Annotated in this window: 14 protein-coding genes; all 14 read right to left on the bottom strand. The window is 48.6% G+C overall.

The window, feature by feature from the left end; genetic code table 11:
- Window positions 1-110: 110 nt before the first annotated feature.
- The 14 genes from ABXR35_RS22065 to ABXR35_RS22130 all read right to left on the bottom strand — a co-directional run bounded on the left by ABXR35_RS22065 (window position 111) and on the right by ABXR35_RS22130 (window position 16,135).
- Window positions 111-884, bottom strand: a complete 774-nt coding sequence (locus tag ABXR35_RS22065) for an alpha/beta hydrolase (RefSeq protein ID WP_367064227.1) — start codon at window positions 882-884, stop codon at window positions 111-113.
- 216 nt (window positions 885-1,100) lie between these two features.
- Window positions 1,101-1,580 (bottom strand): pentapeptide repeat-containing protein, encoded by a 480-nt coding sequence (locus ABXR35_RS22070; RefSeq protein WP_367064228.1) that lies wholly within the window; start codon window positions 1,578-1,580, stop codon window positions 1,101-1,103.
- A 152-nt stretch (window positions 1,581-1,732) separates the two neighbouring features.
- Complete coding sequence (locus tag ABXR35_RS22075) at window positions 1,733-2,716, bottom strand: ZIP family metal transporter (protein ID WP_436669402.1); 984 nt, start codon at window positions 2,714-2,716, stop codon at window positions 1,733-1,735.
- 156 nt (window positions 2,717-2,872) lie between these two features.
- Window positions 2,873-3,781 (bottom strand): aldo/keto reductase, encoded by a 909-nt coding sequence (locus tag ABXR35_RS22080; RefSeq protein ID WP_367064281.1) that lies wholly within the window; start codon window positions 3,779-3,781, stop codon window positions 2,873-2,875.
- Window positions 3,782-3,818: 37 nt separating this feature from the next.
- A complete protein-coding gene (locus ABXR35_RS22085) occupies window positions 3,819-4,022 on the bottom strand; it encodes a YwbE family protein (RefSeq protein WP_367064230.1) in 204 nt (67 codons plus the stop codon).
- 342 nt (window positions 4,023-4,364) lie between these two features.
- Entirely contained in the window at window positions 4,365-5,759 is a 1,395-nt protein-coding gene (locus ABXR35_RS22090) for an extracellular solute-binding protein (protein WP_367064231.1), read from the bottom strand.
- 152 nt (window positions 5,760-5,911) lie between these two features.
- Complete coding sequence (locus ABXR35_RS22095; RefSeq protein WP_367064282.1) at window positions 5,912-6,739, bottom strand: carbohydrate ABC transporter permease; 828 nt, start codon at window positions 6,737-6,739, stop codon at window positions 5,912-5,914.
- Window positions 6,740-6,991: 252 nt separating this feature from the next.
- On the bottom strand, window positions 6,992-7,963 hold the full coding sequence (locus ABXR35_RS22100; protein ID WP_436669404.1) for a carbohydrate ABC transporter permease: 972 nt from the start codon (window positions 7,961-7,963) through the stop codon (window positions 6,992-6,994).
- A 353-nt stretch (window positions 7,964-8,316) separates the two neighbouring features.
- A complete protein-coding gene (locus tag ABXR35_RS22105; RefSeq protein ID WP_367064233.1) occupies window positions 8,317-8,577 on the bottom strand; it encodes a YqkE family protein in 261 nt (86 codons plus the stop codon).
- A 102-nt stretch (window positions 8,578-8,679) separates the two neighbouring features.
- Window positions 8,680-10,008 (bottom strand): hemolysin family protein, encoded by a 1,329-nt coding sequence (locus ABXR35_RS22110; RefSeq protein WP_367064234.1) that lies wholly within the window; start codon window positions 10,006-10,008, stop codon window positions 8,680-8,682.
- Between the two features lie 366 nt (window positions 10,009-10,374).
- The gene (locus tag ABXR35_RS22115; protein ID WP_367064235.1) at window positions 10,375-12,345 is read right to left on the bottom strand and encodes a DUF2264 domain-containing protein; all 1,971 of its coding nucleotides are present in this window, start codon (window positions 12,343-12,345) and stop codon (window positions 10,375-10,377) included.
- A 15-nt stretch (window positions 12,346-12,360) separates the two neighbouring features.
- A complete protein-coding gene (locus ABXR35_RS22120; RefSeq protein WP_367064236.1) occupies window positions 12,361-13,494 on the bottom strand; it encodes a glycosyl hydrolase in 1,134 nt (377 codons plus the stop codon).
- Between the two features lie 14 nt (window positions 13,495-13,508).
- Window positions 13,509-15,356 (bottom strand): hypothetical protein, encoded by a 1,848-nt coding sequence (locus ABXR35_RS22125; RefSeq protein WP_367064237.1) that lies wholly within the window; start codon window positions 15,354-15,356, stop codon window positions 13,509-13,511.
- Between the two features lie 275 nt (window positions 15,357-15,631).
- A complete protein-coding gene (locus ABXR35_RS22130) occupies window positions 15,632-16,135 on the bottom strand; it encodes a hypothetical protein (RefSeq protein ID WP_367064238.1) in 504 nt (167 codons plus the stop codon).
- Window positions 16,136-16,367: the final 232 nt, after the last annotated feature.

Below are 16,367 nucleotides of genomic sequence, written 5' to 3' on the forward strand. Positions count from 1 at the left end.
CTTTCTGCGACTATCTTAATTTTAAGAAATCTCTTTCCTTATTATCCGCTTTTGAGGCGAATTTGGCAAGACGGTTTCTTAAAAGAGATACTCTGACAGGCTTCTCACGGTTATTTGAGCAATCGTACCGTATTGCGGGCAAACAGCCAGTCCATCATTTCTGGGAAGCGTCGGTAAAACGAATCCGATTCATGGTCTTCCCCTTCATGACGAATAAAATGAAGCTGATCCGGCTGTAGCTCATTGCCAGATAGAATCAACGCCGCTTCATCGGTTAGTGACTGCATAAACCGCTGACGATTCGTTTTGCTAGTACCTTCCAGCGATCCGATATCCATATAGATGCGCAGATGGTGATCCAATTGGCGCTCCGCCATAAATTCGACGAAGCCCTCATACCAGAGTGATGCCGACATCGCGCCGATACGCCCGAATACTTCGGGATAGACATAAGCCGCAAACAGCGAGACGAGACCACCTAGCGATTTACCAACGATTCCCGTACACTCGGGGCGCGGATCGGTATAAAAGTTGCGGTCGACCCACGGCTTCACCTTATGGGTAATATCGTACAGATACTGGCTCGCTCTGCCGCCAAAGTGATCATAATGCCGCCCCGGCTCCAGCTTTTGCGCTGACCACGGAGTATATTCATGGATACGGTCATTCGGCACAATGCCCACCAGCATCATCTCCGGCAGCGTTCCCGCTGCAAACCGCAATTCCAAATGATAAATGTTGCCGTTCAGCACAGGATCGAATAGATCGCCGCTGTCCTGTACATACACGACTGGCAACGGATACTGCGCCTGATCATACGAAGGCGGCAAATAAATAAGCAGCTCCCGCCCAGCATGCCTCTCCACAAACAATGTTCCCTTCATAACGACTCCCCCTTTTCCGCACACCGATACGAGCTAACTTGTATGGATATGTGGACGACTGGTATGGATGAAATGGATGTGAATGATAGAATGATATACGGTAACACTCTTGCTGTACCTGTATACAGAGATATTCGGCATGGAGCGGCTTCATCCTGCAAAAGGCATTACAACAGAATAGTAACTCTGTCTAAGTCGACTTTAAAGTTATTCCATTTAAACTTTGATAGCTCCAGATAACGCAGGATCAAAAAAAGACGGCCAAATCGTAGAGTCGTCATAGATGGCATTTGTAAATATCGCATCAGAGATTCTCTCACAAAGCATGATCACTCCTTTAAGATTAGCGCCTGTAAAATCCGCTTTCCAAATATCGGCTTGTGTGAAAGTTGATTGAGATAGATTACTACCTTGAAAGTCTGCTCCTGCACATCTTGCCTGACTGAGATTGCTATACTCCAAATTGGCGTGTTGTAAATACGCAGTCATTAATAATGCAGAAGTTAATACAGAATGACTGAGATTCGTTTGGAACAGCTCGGCACCACGTAAATTGGTACAAACCAAACTACTATAACTTACATCCTGATGACTCAAAATAGCTCGGTGTAGTTCAAGCCCATTTAAATTCGCACCTTGAAGAGAAGATATATCCAATTGAATAGAGTCATTCCCTATACAGTTAATTGTGATCATCGGTATATAACCTTTCCAGTGTTTTGAAATACATTCTAAAATAACGGTTACTGTATCACAAAAAACCTTGAAAGACATACAGCCGCTCAAGGTTTTCCATGATTCTCTATATTGCAATGGCTGCCTACAAAATGCAGCTTTCCACATAGATTTTAAATACTCAACACCAGCGCTGCCAGCAAACCGAGTGAAGCGATCAGACCGACAATTGGGCCGCCTTCCTCGTACGCTTCGGGAGCCATTGTGGAGCAGAGCATCGCGATAATCCCACCGCCAGCAAAAGCGCCAATGCCTGCCTTAAATTCCTTCGGCAGCATCTCCAGAAACAGATAGCCTAGCATCGAGGCAGCCGCTGAGATGGCTAGCACGACAATCCACATCCAAAAGATTTTACGACGGGAGAAGCCGCTTTGCTGCATACCGACGGTGCTGGATAGCCCTTCTGGAATATTGCTGACGAAGATCGATACGACCAGTACCCAGCTTACGCCTTGACCAGTCAGTAAGCTGGCACCAATCATAATCGACTCGGGAATCGCATCCATCACGGTTCCGGCGAAGATACCAAGCCCGCTTTCGCTTTTGCCGCCTCCGTCTTTGCCATTTGCCTTCTGGTTGCCTGCATCGCCACGCTTACTGCCCGCTTGAGAACCACGATCTTCATGACGCGCTACGGAAGAAGTTCCTTGTTGCAAAGCTCCGTTAGAATCGCTAGAGCTCGCACCGTTTGCGCCATCACTGACAGCCGCGGCGATTCTGCCGGAAGCGACTTTGGCACGGTTGGATGCAGCTACAGACGTATCATGAAGTGCTGGATCGGTATCGTCATCCTTCGGATTGGAGCCGCGTCCATAATACGAGCGTTTACGGTTGGCACCACCCTTATTGGATATATACAGGTCAAACACAGTATACACCACCGCACCAACAACGAAGCCAATCGCTGTCGACACCAGACCACCATCCTCGATGGCATCCTCCAGCAATTCAAATGCAGCCGCACCGATCAGCGTTCCGGTACCGAACGCCATAATCCAGCCGATGATTCGTTTTGGAATTTTAAAAAAGGCCGCCACAACTGCTCCCAGCAATACTGCCGAGCCAGCGATGGCGCCCCACATTAATGCGCTCCACATCAACATCCACCTCCCGGTTACTTTTTCACTATTCCAGTTATTAACCAGAAAATGGAGTTGTATGTCACATTGCTATTTCTTTTGTTACATATCTTTGAAAGGAGAGCTGGAATGATCTTGCTCTACACTTCCAGTATCATAGGAAATGCGCCCAGTTTATCGGTGCTGCGCATACGTATTGGCTGGACGAAGCGAGCGAATGGCATTTAACTCTCCTTCAGTCAGCAGTGGTGCCGAAGCCGCCTCTACATTATGACGAAGCTGTTCAGACGAACTGGCGCCCGGAATGACTGCACCGACCGCCGGATGTGCGAGCGAATAGCGAATCGTCAGTTGGGTCAAGGTGCGTTCTGGATTGCAGAACTCTTCCAGATGACGACGCAACTTCACAATCTCCTCGCCATCGATGTCCAGATAGCCTTTTTCCGCTTTATCCTGACGACCATGAGCCAGCGCACCACTTGCCACTGGTCCGCGCACGATGGCGCTAATGCCGTTTTCCGCTAGCAATGGCAATACCTCTTCTTCGGGACGACGATCCAGAATGCTATACTGACTCATCACGCTCACCAGATGCGAACGTTTTACATATTCACGGATCACATTCGGGCGGATCGAGGAGATGCCATATTGGCGGATCAGACCTTCGCGCTTCAACTGCTCAAACGCTTCAATCGTCTCGTCGATATTGTCATCCAATGTACCGCCATGCAGCTGGTACAGATCGATATAATCAGTTTGCAGACGACGCAGACTGTCCTTAACCGCCTCCAAAATATATTCCTTCGACGCGTCCCATTCCCAGCCATCTTTGCCCGGTACACGACGATTGCCGACCTTGGTTGCCAAGACGACATCGCTGCGGCGACCTTTGATCGCTTTACCGACAATCTCCTCGTTGCGCCCCTCGTCATACAGATCGGCAGTGTCCAGCAGCGTTACGCCGAGATCCAGTGCCTCATGCAGCAATCGCGTTGCTTGTCGTTCCTCCGAGCCGAGTGACATACAGCCGAGTCCAATTTCACCGACCACTAGATCGGAAGCGCCCAGTTTGTTCTGTTTCATCATGTCATGCCCCTTTCGTTATCCATTGGTGCAGTCTTCAGTTAGAAGCCGCAATAATATGTTTTACCCGTCCTACCTGCCCTGACGCGAGCCGCACCTTGATGCCATGCGGATGATTCGGCGAATTGGTCAAAATATCTTTGACGATCCCGCGCGTTAGCTTGCCGGTACGCTGGTCCTGCTTGAGTACAATATCCACTTCCAGCCCTGCTTTGATATTAGCGCGTGTTTGTCCGTTCATCTGTTCATTTCCTTTCGTGTATATGCTTGCATGATGGGGTGTCAATGAAACGATTATGCCATCATCATCTGCATCGTATCGACTATCGTTGAAGTAAGCCTAACATTCTCATTATATACCTGACTTTGGTTGGGGATAAACATTTCCAGTTGGCAGCAGACAAAACATGCCTTTGCTACAGATATAATTATCTGCGCAAAGGCATGAGCATACTGCTTCTGATTCCTGACTTCTAACTTTGAACTCTAAAACTCTGAACTCTGAACTCTGAACTCTGAACTTCTTCATTGTGATTTCTTACTTCTTACTTCTTACTTCCACCCTCTTATTACGTTTTACCTCTTACTTCTGACTTGCCGACCACTGCTCTGCTCTCGATTGCAGTCGATCCAGCAGTGCTTGCACATCTGGCGAGCCACCGTTGGCAACCTCACTAATATAACCGTTCACTGCTGGCACGATCTCGCTGTTATAAAACGGATCGGCTTCGTCCATGAGGGTCGGCTTGCTGATCTCAGCCATTTTCATTGCATTTTTGATAAAGCCATTGTTGGACTCAACGAAATCTGCATTGGTCAGTGTCGGTGTCATATCAAAGTTCAAATATGCCCACTTCTGTGTATCATAGCTAGCGAGGAATTTCATAACTGCCCATGCTGCTTCTGGATTCTCGGCTTTTTTTGCCATGATGATTGGGTCGACCGCAACCCAGCCTGTGCCGTCTGGTCCCATATTCATGACGGGAATATATCGTTGCAGCAGTGCATCGTCTTTGTTGGCACGATATTCACTCATAATCGTCGTACCACTATTGTCGAGCACCATAGCGACATTGTTTTTGTCCAGACCGAAGTTCTCTGCACCATTACCGTTCACAAATGCAGGCGGTGCCAGCTTGGCAGCTTCGCCCAGCCATTGGACGGCTTTGACCATACCCGGTGTGTTCAGCTCCCATTGAATATCCGCTGGTTTATCCAGTGTACCTTCGCCGCCTTTTGCATCAAAATAATAACTAAGTGCCACCAGCGTTGCCTGATTGAGCGAATTGCCAGCAAAGTACAATCCGTAATTTTGCTCACCCGTTTTTGGGTTGGTGCCTGTCATCTTTTTCGCTTTTTCCAGAATTTCTTCTGGTGTTGGTACTTCGGACAATGGCTCTACGCCCCATTCGTCGAACAGCTGCTTGTCGTAAATGGTGACGCGCTTACCCAGTACTGCCGGAATACCATACTGATTTTTGCCGTCAGGGGAGCGTGTGCTGTAAGAATTGTTCCAGATGCCTTGCAGATAAATGGAAGGGTCGAACTCTTTGTCTTGTTTGATTAGATCGTCGATATTGCGCAGCAATCCTTCATTATAATACTGGGAAGCAAACGCCCCGCCCGTATACAGCACATCTACATCGCCCGACATAAGCAGGGCGCGCTGCTTTGCCTGCGCATTTTCCCACGGAACCTGAGTGACCTCTAACGTGATATTGGGATACATTTTCTTAAACGTATCCTGCACGTACTGGTTGAAGCCCGTCGTCTCCTGTCCGGTCACCGCGTCCATCCCATTTTCAAGCTGCCAACCGGCAAGCGCGACACGCACCGTACCGGAAATGTCGGATACCTTCTGGACATCGGAATTGTACGTTTCTGCTTCCGCACCACTGCTACCACTGCCCGAAGAACCACATGCAGTCAGCAACAGCACTAGAACGACAATAATCGTAGTTTGCCATGGTCTGTTCATAAGATCCCGCCTTTTCTGATTTGAAATGTTCTACCTGTTTATATAGTGGCACAGCATAACGGAGTAGAGCCGCTATCCATGCGAATGGATATACAGTAAACGTTCCCTTTGGCGTAACGAATAGGATGTACGCCGAATATCACATTCTCGCTTTATTGCTTAATCCCAGTAGTAGCAATGCTTTCTACAATGTACTTTTGCAAAAACATATACAGCAGCAGTACTGGAATCAGGCTGACACAGGTAGCTGCCATAATGATCGACGGCATTTGCCGCGTACCATTGTTATAATTGAACATCGCCAAACCGAGTTGGATCGTGTATTTGTTCGGATCATTCAGCGCCAGCAGCGGCCAGATCAATTCATTCCAGACACCGAGAAATTGTAAAATAATCATGGTAGCGACAATGGGCATACAGATCGCGAGATAAATACGCGGGAAAATAGAAAATTCGCTTGCTCCATCAATCAGCGCGGCTTCACGCAATTCACCCGGCAGCCCATCGATAAACTGCTTGCACAGAAAGGTACCAAACGCATAATTCAATGCTGGCAAGTAAAATACCCAGTATGTGTCCAATAAATGGAGTTGATTAAATAGCATATATTGCGGAATCATCGTCATCTCAAACGGAATCATCATCGTACTAAGCGCGAGCACCAACACAATGCCTGCACCTTTAAAGCGGATTTTGGATAGGGCATAACCGGACATCAGCGCCGAGATCAGGCTGATCAGAATCGTTCCGGCAGCAACAAGAAAGGAATTGAATATGTAGCGCAGCAGATCAACATTGGTCAGCGCGGCACGATAGGTGCGCAGCGAAGGATCATCCGGCCAGAAGCGCGGCGGGAAAGGGACATTCAGCCGTGCACCCCAGTCAAAGCTAGTCGTCACCATCCAAACGAATGGAATGACCATCGTAATCGAAACTAGACAGAGCACGAACAGAATGATGGCACTATTCAGACGACGCATGTTGCGATGACTGATACGCAGAGGCGAGGCGGCAGGAGAACGGGTACTTCGATCCATAGCAATGTTCCTCCTCAATACAATGTGAGTATGTCCATTTGTCATTCACGACGTTTTCATCATCGACGGTGTGCTTTCCATCAACTAAGGGGAACTTCTGATCAACTATAATGTAATTAAAATCATTAACAATTCGTTGTTTAAAGAATAATTTTCATTATATAGAGCGATGGAGCCGCAACTGTCTTTTATCAATTAGTCCGTTGCCCCTCGTCGATTCAGACGTAGAATGATCACCGTGAGAATTAGGATGAGAATAAACAGCAGATACGATGCAGCGGTGGCGATCCCCATTTGAGCCGACAGAAAGGCATTGCGGTAAATGTACAGCACCGATGTCATCAGCGAGCCAGCCGGATTACCTGCACTGCCGCCGATGAGCCATACATTGGTGAACTGCTTCATCCCGCTAATCACGCCCATAATAATCATGAAGACGAAGATCGGACGCAGAGATGGAATGGTGATATACCGCCATTTGCCTAGCGAGGACGCTCCATCAATATCCGCAGCTTCGTATTGCTCGCGCGGAACACTTTGTAGAGCAGCAAGGAAAATAATCGTGTTATAGCCAAGCGCTCCCCACAAAATCATAAGCACCACACTGAGGCGAGCAATGGACGGATCGGTAAACCAACCCACCGGATCAATATGAAACCAACCTAGTACATAGTTGATCACACCTTCACGACCGGGATAAAAGAGTAGGCTGAATAATAGACTGGTAGCTACTGCAGAGACGACATTAGGCAGGAAGAAAAGAGCTTTGAAGACATTGCGAGTGCGTTGCCAGGGCAGATGATGCACCAGACTGGCGAGGATAAAGGAGAACACAATACCGAGTGCGGCAGACAATCCACCAATGTAGACGGTGTTGTACAGGGAGTTCCAGAATAGATCGTCTTGAAGGACACGGGTGTAGTTGGACAAACCCACCCACGACGAGGAAGCTGCGCCATTGCCGTGGAAGCTTGTCCACAGTGCAGATAGCATCGGATACAGCGAGAAGCCGAGGACACCGACCAACAGGGGCAAGGCGTAACACCAGCCTGCAATATCTGCGGAGCTGAGCCACTTGCGCTTGATAACAGCCGATGATTTGTGCGTTAGCGATTGTGCATTTTCAGACACGATACTCCACCCTCTTTCAGCAAAAGTTAGGTTCATCAGCATCCTGAAGCATTCCTGGCATCGGTGTAAGGTCTTGATGAAGGACGAAATGCAACATCGTTTATATTGTAATTCATTATAACGTAATCATGAATTTTGACTAGAGGTTTCATACCTCATTTTGTAATTTTTTTTTATAAAAAGATTATTTATATGATTAATTTTATCACTTTCTTTTAAAATAAACAGTATATTCCATAAATTTATAGAGATATGGATAGTATCAAGTTAGTTTATATAACAAACAAAGAAGTACTTATGTAGCAGTTTGATAAGGCGGAAACAGCAAAAACACCGGCATTGCTGCTCCCTCAGGAGTCGTCAATACCGGTGCAAGGTTGCTACTATGCTTATTTGAATTTTTTCCAATCCTGCTTGCTGTTATCCAGCAAATAGGCAAAATCGTTATCGCGTCGCTTCTGCTCTGCTTTGCGCTCCTGCTCCACCTGAAGGCGCTGTTCTTCCTTGCGCTCCTGTTCGGCTTCGCGTAGCTCATTCGCCTGTGCCTTCAACTTGTCCAGCACATCTGCGCTAAGCATATCTTTTAATGTAGCCGGTTTGTCCTGCGCAGCAGCTGCTGGGCGAGCCGGTTGTTTGTTCCGTTTAGCCATATGTTCACCCCGTTGTATCGGTTTCTCCTTACTCATGGTCCGAATGATGCACCATCATCACTCGTTCTTTTATTATATCACGGTTGATCAAGGGCAGCCTTCTCAATCCAGCTCTGGATCTTCAGGATCGATATACGGCTGGACTTCGATTTTGCGAATATGCTGCTGCTCCATCACGGTTACCGTAAATTCAAACCCATCCTCCACAACAGAGTCACCTTCGCGGATATTGAATTTGCGTGACCAGATCCAGCCGCCAATCGTATATGCCTCTCCTGCCTCAATGTCGGTTCCAAGACGGCGGTTCACCTCATGAATGAGCGCCTGTGGCTGCAATTGGTAATGCTTTTCGCCCAGCTTGGTAATGGTCGGAGTAGGAGGCGGCTCAGTGTCAGATTTGGATGGAATATCGCCAACGATCTCTTCGAGAATATCCTCTAGTGTGACCATACCTGCTGTACCGCCGTACTCATCCAGTAGTACCGCCATATGAATATTCTCCTTTTGCATTCTGCCAAGCAGCTCACGCGCTGGTACCGTTTCGATCAATTGCAATACCGGGCGGATAAATGGAGCAATCACATCCTCCGGTACATGCTGCTTGTGGATAACATCGCGCAGCACTTCTTTGACATTGAGCAGACCGATAATTTTATCCTTATCGCCTTCCAATGCAACTGGGATTAGACTATACGGCTCCAACCGAATCACTTCATAAAATTGTGCCAGACTCGCATCCTGCGCGATATATACCATCTCGGTACGCGGTACCATAATCTCACTGCCGACTAGCTCGTCAAAATCAAATACATTGTTCAAATACCGATATTCTGTCGGCGTAATACTGCCGCTCTTGTACCCCTCGGATAATGCAAAACGCAGTTCTGCTTCACTCTGCGCCGCTTCATGCTCGGAAATCGGCTTGATGCCGAATAGACCAGTAATCAGACGCGACGAACGACTTAACACCCAGTTAAACGGATACGTTAACCGATAAAAGACGATCATCGGACGGGCGAAGAATAATGCCATTGGTTCGGCAATTTGAATGGCAAATGACTTCGGCACCAGCTCCCCAATCACCACTTCCAAATACGTCAGTAGTAGGAACGCTAGCAAGAACGACAAAATGGAGGTGAGTGTATCTGGGATATGCAGCAGTACAAACAGCGGATGCAGCAGCTCCTCAATCGTCGATTCGCCCAACCAACCGAGTGCCAGCGACGTTAGTGTCGTACCAAGCTGACAGGCAGATAGAAATTCATCCAATCGACTAATGATGGACTGCACCGCTTTGGCATTTTTATTGCCCTCTTCGGCAAGCTGATTAATACGCGAGATGCGCACCCGAATAATCGAATATTCCGACGCCACAAAAAAGGCAGTCAATAAAATAAGTAAAACAACCAGAATCACGTTCAGTGTTTCCATACGGGTCTATTTCTCCTCTCTCTATACGGACCATGATAAGCTGCCCGATCCTTTATAATATGTACGCTTTTACCCAACTTATTATTATATACCCATAATCACGCTTTTTTGCGAAAAAATACGTGTGGTTGTACGATTTTGCGGAATATCGTATCGTTGACTTCTGCTATCAATTGAATGCGACGTGTGGAATATATTCGTTGTAGCATCACATAGCAAAAAGCCTGACTTTTTCAAGACAGGCTTTTCATGTATGAGTACTCTGCAATTCGGTATATTCAGTCATTCAGCCATTCAGCCATTCAGCCATTCAGCCATTCAGCCATTCAGCCATTCAGCCATTCAGCCATTCAGCCATTCAGCCATTCAGCCATTCAGCTCAATTGTAACTTCTTTGCCTGTATAGGTCGTTACCATAATCTGTTCATTATTCATCTTCACCTGTAACAGCTCCGCAGGCGATTGGGATAGCAGATTGCGCACATGGGCTTCATCGGGAATAGCCGTACCTTTAGCAGGATCACCATGCACAGCAGCGATTAACCATTGAACTCCCGGCTCTACTGTCGCTTTGAGTGTAGGCAATACGGTACGTGGATGCAGCAGATTCGTATTGGCATTGGGCCAGATTAGCTCTGCCTGCTCATATCCACGCAGCCCGACGATACCGCTGCTACCATAAGCCGTCATCACCGCAGTTGCTACAGGCTGCGTATGCGCTTGCCATTGTCCTTGCTGTCCCAATGCGTAACCACCCTCTGCCACATCTAGCGCTCGCCCCGTTTCGATGCGATGAATACGCAGATGCCACGGCAGACCGGCAATCAGCCATGTCCGCACCTCTACATTGTGCCACGGTTGCCAGATCGCATGCAGTACATTGTCGGTAATACTCGTCTCGACATTGCGTCGCCGTACCCGATACAGATTGTCATCATGCTCGCTCAGCGCCAGCACAGAATCAAATGCTCCTTGTCCCAGCCCCCATTCTGACCGCGGTACACTGAATCCGAAGCCTGTAGAATATACGAATTTCTCGTACTTCGCTGAGGTATGCGTATGCTCATTCGTATACCGATGACCGCTATTGAAGGCAGCCACATGTCCCGTAGTCTGTTCACGCACGATCACCAGATGTGCTGGCTGCTGGACATGATAGGTATCCATTTCTGGTAAAGGCTGCTCCTCCTCACTCCAGAACGGATGCTCCTCTGAAAATGCCAAGGGCAAGAATGCCTTCAGCGCCCAATACGGCGAGCCGGGTGAATTGTAATTTTCCGCCATCACCAAATTGGGGTACGCATATCCAATCGTCAACACCCCGCGCCCATCCACAATTGGCTGCTCCATCCACCAACGCAGATGACGCAGCACCAAGCCTTTCAGTACCCCCGCAGGCAGCACATCTACACCTGCATAAGCGAGCGCACTCCAAAACGCCGATTGCGCAAATCGATACGACAAGCTACGCCCATACGGCAACGCCGATCCATCCGGTGCAAACCATGCCAGAAACTCAGTCGCAAACGCTACGGCACGCTGCTTGAATCGCTGACTGCGCTCTGGGTCTTCCTGCTCCATCAGACGCGCGTATACTAACCCATAATAATGAATGGCAAAAGGCACATAATAATCGCTATGCCCATTCACTCCATCGCTATACCATCCGTCTTCCAAATAAAAGGCATCAATGCGCTGTACATTCTGTTCCAATTGCACTGCATCATATTCCAGCCCGGCACGGCGAAACCCCACATTAACCAGCACATTGAAAAACAACCAGTTGCAATCATAGCACGGATGATGATTGATCTGGTTCAGCCAGCGATACAGATGATCCTGCTCCTCCGCCGACAGCGGTGTCCAGATCCGCTCTGGAATCAGTGCCAGCGCAAGCCCGAAGGCAGCCATCTCTACCAGCCGCTGATCATAATCATTCACATCACCCCAATATTCGGGGTGCGCCGGATTCGTACCGTGACGAATCCCCTCTAGCACGGTCTCCCATAACGAGCTGTCTCCGCCGCCCGCTAGCAGCGGTACCAATCCCCACAGTACCCGTGAGAAGCCCTCCATTTCGGCAACATCCGCCGGATAGCTCGCGCCTGTATGCCCGATGCGTAGGCGGGCTTTGCCTTCACTATACAGTGGTAGCAGCGGTTCCGTCAGTTGATGCAGCAGTGCAGCAAGATCATCACGTGTATGTAGCTGTAGCGTAGATTCCGTACCACTTGCCCCATACGTTGTATGCTGCGGTGAATTCTGCGCCGATCGCTCCGATAAGACATGTTGCGAGTGTCCCGATACATAGGGAGAATGTTGCGATGAAGACGTCATCTGTTTGCCCCTTTCTTATTCCCAGTAAAATGGACCTTTATCCTGCACGCGTGCCAATGCCTCAACGTAAAAAAAGTCACCGTAAATGAGCGGCACATCAATATTGCGCTGTTCTGGGTAATGGCTAGTGCCGTGTAGCAGCAAGCCCTGCTCGTTCGGATCATCCCAGCTACCATAGTTGCGATACAGTGATTCCAGCATGCGTAGCCCAGTACGTTTATAAACAAGCCCTTCGGAATCATCCACCAGCTTCGACAGCAGCAGCAGACCGCTGGCGGCGCAGCTACCCGCCGAGGTATCACGAATCTCTCCAATCTCCGCTGGCGCACGAAAATCCCAATGCGGCACATGATCATCCGGTAATCGGGTGATGAAGAAATGTGCTACCCGCTGCGAAGCATGCAAATAATCTACACGTCCCGTATGCTGATATGCTAGCGCCAATCCATACAACGCCCATGCTGCTCCGCGCGACCACGCTGATTCTGGCGCATATCCTTGCCCACCCAGCTTCTCCACGACTTCACCAGTCAACGGATCAAAATTCACAATATGATATACCGAACCATCTGGGCGAATAAAATGCTCCAACACTGTATCCATATGCGCTTCAGCGATATGACGGAAGCGCGGATCGCCACTTTCTGCCGATGCCCAGAACAGTAGGCTCGTATTCATTGAGCAGTCGATAATCGCAACACCGCTATTATCTTCGCCTTCCCGCCACGGGTTCCATGCACGAATATATCTGCCCTGCAAATTAAAGCGCGCTGCCAAATAATTCGCTGCCTTGAGCGCACGCACGCGGGATGGCTCATTGCCAGTCAGCTTGTAATTGGCTACACTGGTCAGCAGCCACATGAAGCCCAAATCATGATCCAGCTTCACATAGCCGTCCAGTACTTCATCCAGCCGCTGTTCACACTGCTCTGCCACATCGCGTAGCTGCTGCTCCCCACTATCTGCATACAATTGCCACAACATGCCCGGCCAAAAGCCTGCTGTCCACCAATGCGGCGGCTCCAACACATACGTCCCATTCTGACTCGCATGCGGAAATTCCGCTCCAATGATACCGCTGTTGATTCTCGTCTTATCTAATGCCTTTCTCCACGCTTCCTTCACCCATGCCGGATGAACTGCATTCATATCAAGCACCCCCTTTATTGAATTGAACGATTGAACGTCAATGGTACAAAACGAAACTCGAAGTGCAATGTTCCTTCTACCCCCAGCTGTATTGCTTCGAAATCCACACTGTACCACGCCGTATCCACACCAAAATGATTCCGATAATGGTGAGGCGTAATCACAACATGGCAGCGCTGCGGATCGTATTCGATTTCCACATGCCCTTTTTCTCCCGGTAGGATCACCTTTCCAGCATCCACCGCGCATTGCGGCTGCCTCCACGTGACAAACCGTTCACGCCAATTACTCGGCGTTCCATCATATCGATAGGAATCGCTCAGCTCCAAATACGGCTGTTCTCCTTTATGCCAGATTAACGAACGTGTCAGCGATTGTAGCTGCGGAATATCGTAAGCTCCGCGCAACTCCATCGTCCATTCATCACGCTCCGCTCCCATCTGTGCATGCAGCACCTCTGCCCGATAGGCAGCACCAGCGCATTGAAGCTGCCCATCAATAATCGGTACACTGTGTCCCTGCGAGCCATTGCAATCATATCCATATCGTCCTTCGCCAAAATAAGAGGCGGTATACTCACCACTACCCAGATCCGCCAAATACACCTCGCCATCTACACACCAGATCAACTGTCCCAGATCATTATGATTGTGCGGTTCATCGTTATCACCGCCTTTGACTGCAAAGCCATACGCATGCCCACTACTATGATGCCGCGAGATGAGCCAGCTCGCATCCTGCAAATGATAACTGCCATCCTGCCAATCTTCTATGATAGGCGCTTGCGTCATCGTCCAAAGCAGATTGCGCAGAGCGGGCGCCCAACGACTGCAATGATCTTCCCTGTACGTGGCCCGCAAATGCTGCGGCGGTATCTGCACATCCGCATATTCCTCTGCCAAATAATGAGACAGCCCCATATGTACATGCACATGCGGCAGTGAATCCGAGAAATTCGCCACCAGACTGCCACTGAGAAAGCATGTTTGCTGAAAAGTAGCGATTCGTGCCACCTTCGCATTTTGAAACCAATCCAACTCTCCATTGCTTCGTTTACGCAATAGATCACTATAATAGACAAAAAATCCAAACCCGTAATTCCAATATCCTACCCCTTCCAGACAAGCTCCATCATCGCCAAAACCATCCAAATAGCACGCCATACTATGCTGTGTTTTGACCAAAATATCCGCCAGCCGCTCCGCGTCATCCAGCAGCAATAACGCCGCTGCCCCAATGGAGCCAGCACATACCGCCGCCCAGTTGTGACGAGCTTCCTGCCAGTGATAGGACCGTTCACTTAGAAACGGCTGGAAAATACGCCGTTCCACTTCATATGTAATCCGTTCGCGTAGCAGCCTTGGTAGCTGCTCACCTAACAGCAACAATATCTCCGCCAGCGCAAAGCACGTTTCGGCAGCAAACAAATCAATCTGCTCCGCAATCTCCGCAGGATGATGATCCGTAGCAACATGTGCAGGCAAGCACCATGTATATTCATCACAAATTGCCCATAGCATATCGTGCAGTCTTTGCGCATATCCAGCTTGCTCCGGTTCCAGCAAGGTAAGCAGCGCATACGTATTCAACCGACAACGTCGCTCAAAATACACATCCTCATATTCCAGCCGCGAACCCTGTTCCGCAAAAATTGCAAATAGCGTATACGTCAGCTCCGGTATAGGCTGCTCCCACCATTCATTTCCTTGATCCACAATCTGCTGAATATCATTCGCCACTACAGCAGAATGTCGCAATTCATGCCAATACGTCTCATGTTGCTTGCCTCGATAATACCAGCGTCGATCTGGCGATTGCATTCGCGAGCTATAGTCCAGCAGCCGCTCTCGATTGTTCTCCATCCCATCCTCTCCCTTCACCTTGCTATATGACCGATTCATGCTAAGATCCGACGAACGATGGCTATCTTCTTTGCTATCTATTATAGAGAAAGCGTTTACAGTTTGCTTGATACAATTTTGCTGAAAATTGCTGCTATTTTGACTTTATATGCCTTTTTCATGCCTATACAAAAGAAAAAGCATCCGATCCTCCATCATTGGAGTGTTGGATGCTTTCTCTACCTAACCATAGTATCGTTCCCATATTCAGCTGCTGCATGATAAGCAACAGCTTCCTACCATTCTTGTTTGCGATTGAAGATCAACCATGCGCCACCCAGCACAAGCGCCATCGCTACCAGTGGCTGAACGAACACGAAGCTCGACAACACCGAATCGATAGAAAATACTGCAAAAAACAGCAGGGATAGTACTGTGAGCAGATTGATCGGAATCAATAGCCATTTGTTACGCGTACCGAACCAGTACAATTCAAACAGCCCGACGGCTACCGCCAAAATAAAGCCCGGCCACATCACATGCCATAATCCGAACATCTGCGCCATCTGGCACGTCAATCCGCTGACCAGCAAAATTCCGCCCGGTACTACTAGCCATAACGCCTTCCGTCCAATGAGCGAAAATACCATCCAGTGCAAAAACAGACTGAGTGGAATCACAAACAGCGTCGGCCAAAATATCGCAAAAATCGTCGCCGCATTGCCCGATCCCCCTGGATTCAAAAATAAATATACGCCCAGCAGCAGCAAAACCGGTGCAATAATCGCCCGTTTGATCATATGTATGCTCTCCTTTTCCATATTTTGCATTCCCGATGCAGTCAGCATATCATATCTGTCCATCTCGTGCTTCCGCCCACAGGGAATATACAACCTAGACTTTAGTCGGGGATTCAGATTAAGCAGCGCTTACGTGTGTTCTCTATGACCATCCAACGTTATACTCCATCTACGTGATCTATATACTCTACATGGAAACACTAGATACGAACAATTTCTATCAACAGCTACT

Source organism: Paenibacillus sp. JQZ6Y-1, from assembly GCF_040719145.1.
Classification (GTDB): domain Bacteria; phylum Bacillota; class Bacilli; order Paenibacillales; family Paenibacillaceae; genus Saccharibacillus; species Saccharibacillus kandeliae.

Excerpts from the sequence above, each read along its gene's own strand:
- ABXR35_RS22085 (WP_367064230.1), bottom strand. The coding sequence starts at position 4,022 with ATGAACGGACAAACACGCGCTAATATCAAAGCAGGGCTGGAAGTGGAT.
- ABXR35_RS22080 (WP_367064281.1), bottom strand. The coding sequence starts at position 3,781 with ATGAAACAGAACAAACTGGGCGCTTCCGATCTAGTGGTCGGTGAAATT.
- ABXR35_RS22125 (WP_367064237.1), bottom strand. The coding sequence starts at position 15,356 with ATGGAGAACAATCGAGAGCGGCTGCTGGACTATAGCTCGCGAATGCAA.
- ABXR35_RS22100 (WP_436669404.1), bottom strand. The coding sequence starts at position 7,963 with ATGAACCTAACTTTTGCTGAAAGAGGGTGGAGTATCGTGTCTGAAAAT.
- ABXR35_RS22110 (WP_367064234.1), bottom strand. The coding sequence starts at position 10,008 with ATGGAAACACTGAACGTGATTCTGGTTGTTTTACTTATTTTATTGACT.
- ABXR35_RS22115 (WP_367064235.1), bottom strand. The coding sequence starts at position 12,345 with ATGACGTCTTCATCGCAACATTCTCCCTATGTATCGGGACACTCGCAA.
- ABXR35_RS22070 (WP_367064228.1), bottom strand. The coding sequence starts at position 1,580 with ATGATCACAATTAACTGTATAGGGAATGACTCTATTCAATTGGATATA.
- ABXR35_RS22120 (WP_367064236.1), bottom strand. The coding sequence starts at position 13,494 with ATGAATGCAGTTCATCCGGCATGGGTGAAGGAAGCGTGGAGAAAGGCA.
- ABXR35_RS22090 (WP_367064231.1), bottom strand. The coding sequence starts at position 5,759 with ATGAACAGACCATGGCAAACTACGATTATTGTCGTTCTAGTGCTGTTG.
- ABXR35_RS22130 (WP_367064238.1), bottom strand. The coding sequence starts at position 16,135 with ATGATCAAACGGGCGATTATTGCACCGGTTTTGCTGCTGCTGGGCGTA.
- ABXR35_RS22095 (WP_367064282.1), bottom strand. The coding sequence starts at position 6,739 with ATGCGTCGTCTGAATAGTGCCATCATTCTGTTCGTGCTCTGTCTAGTT.
- ABXR35_RS22075 (WP_436669402.1), bottom strand. The coding sequence starts at position 2,716 with ATGTGGAGCGCATTAATGTGGGGCGCCATCGCTGGCTCGGCAGTATTG.
- ABXR35_RS22105 (WP_367064233.1), bottom strand. The coding sequence starts at position 8,577 with ATGGCTAAACGGAACAAACAACCGGCTCGCCCAGCAGCTGCTGCGCAG.
- ABXR35_RS22065 (WP_367064227.1), bottom strand. The coding sequence starts at position 884 with ATGAAGGGAACATTGTTTGTGGAGAGGCATGCTGGGCGGGAGCTGCTT.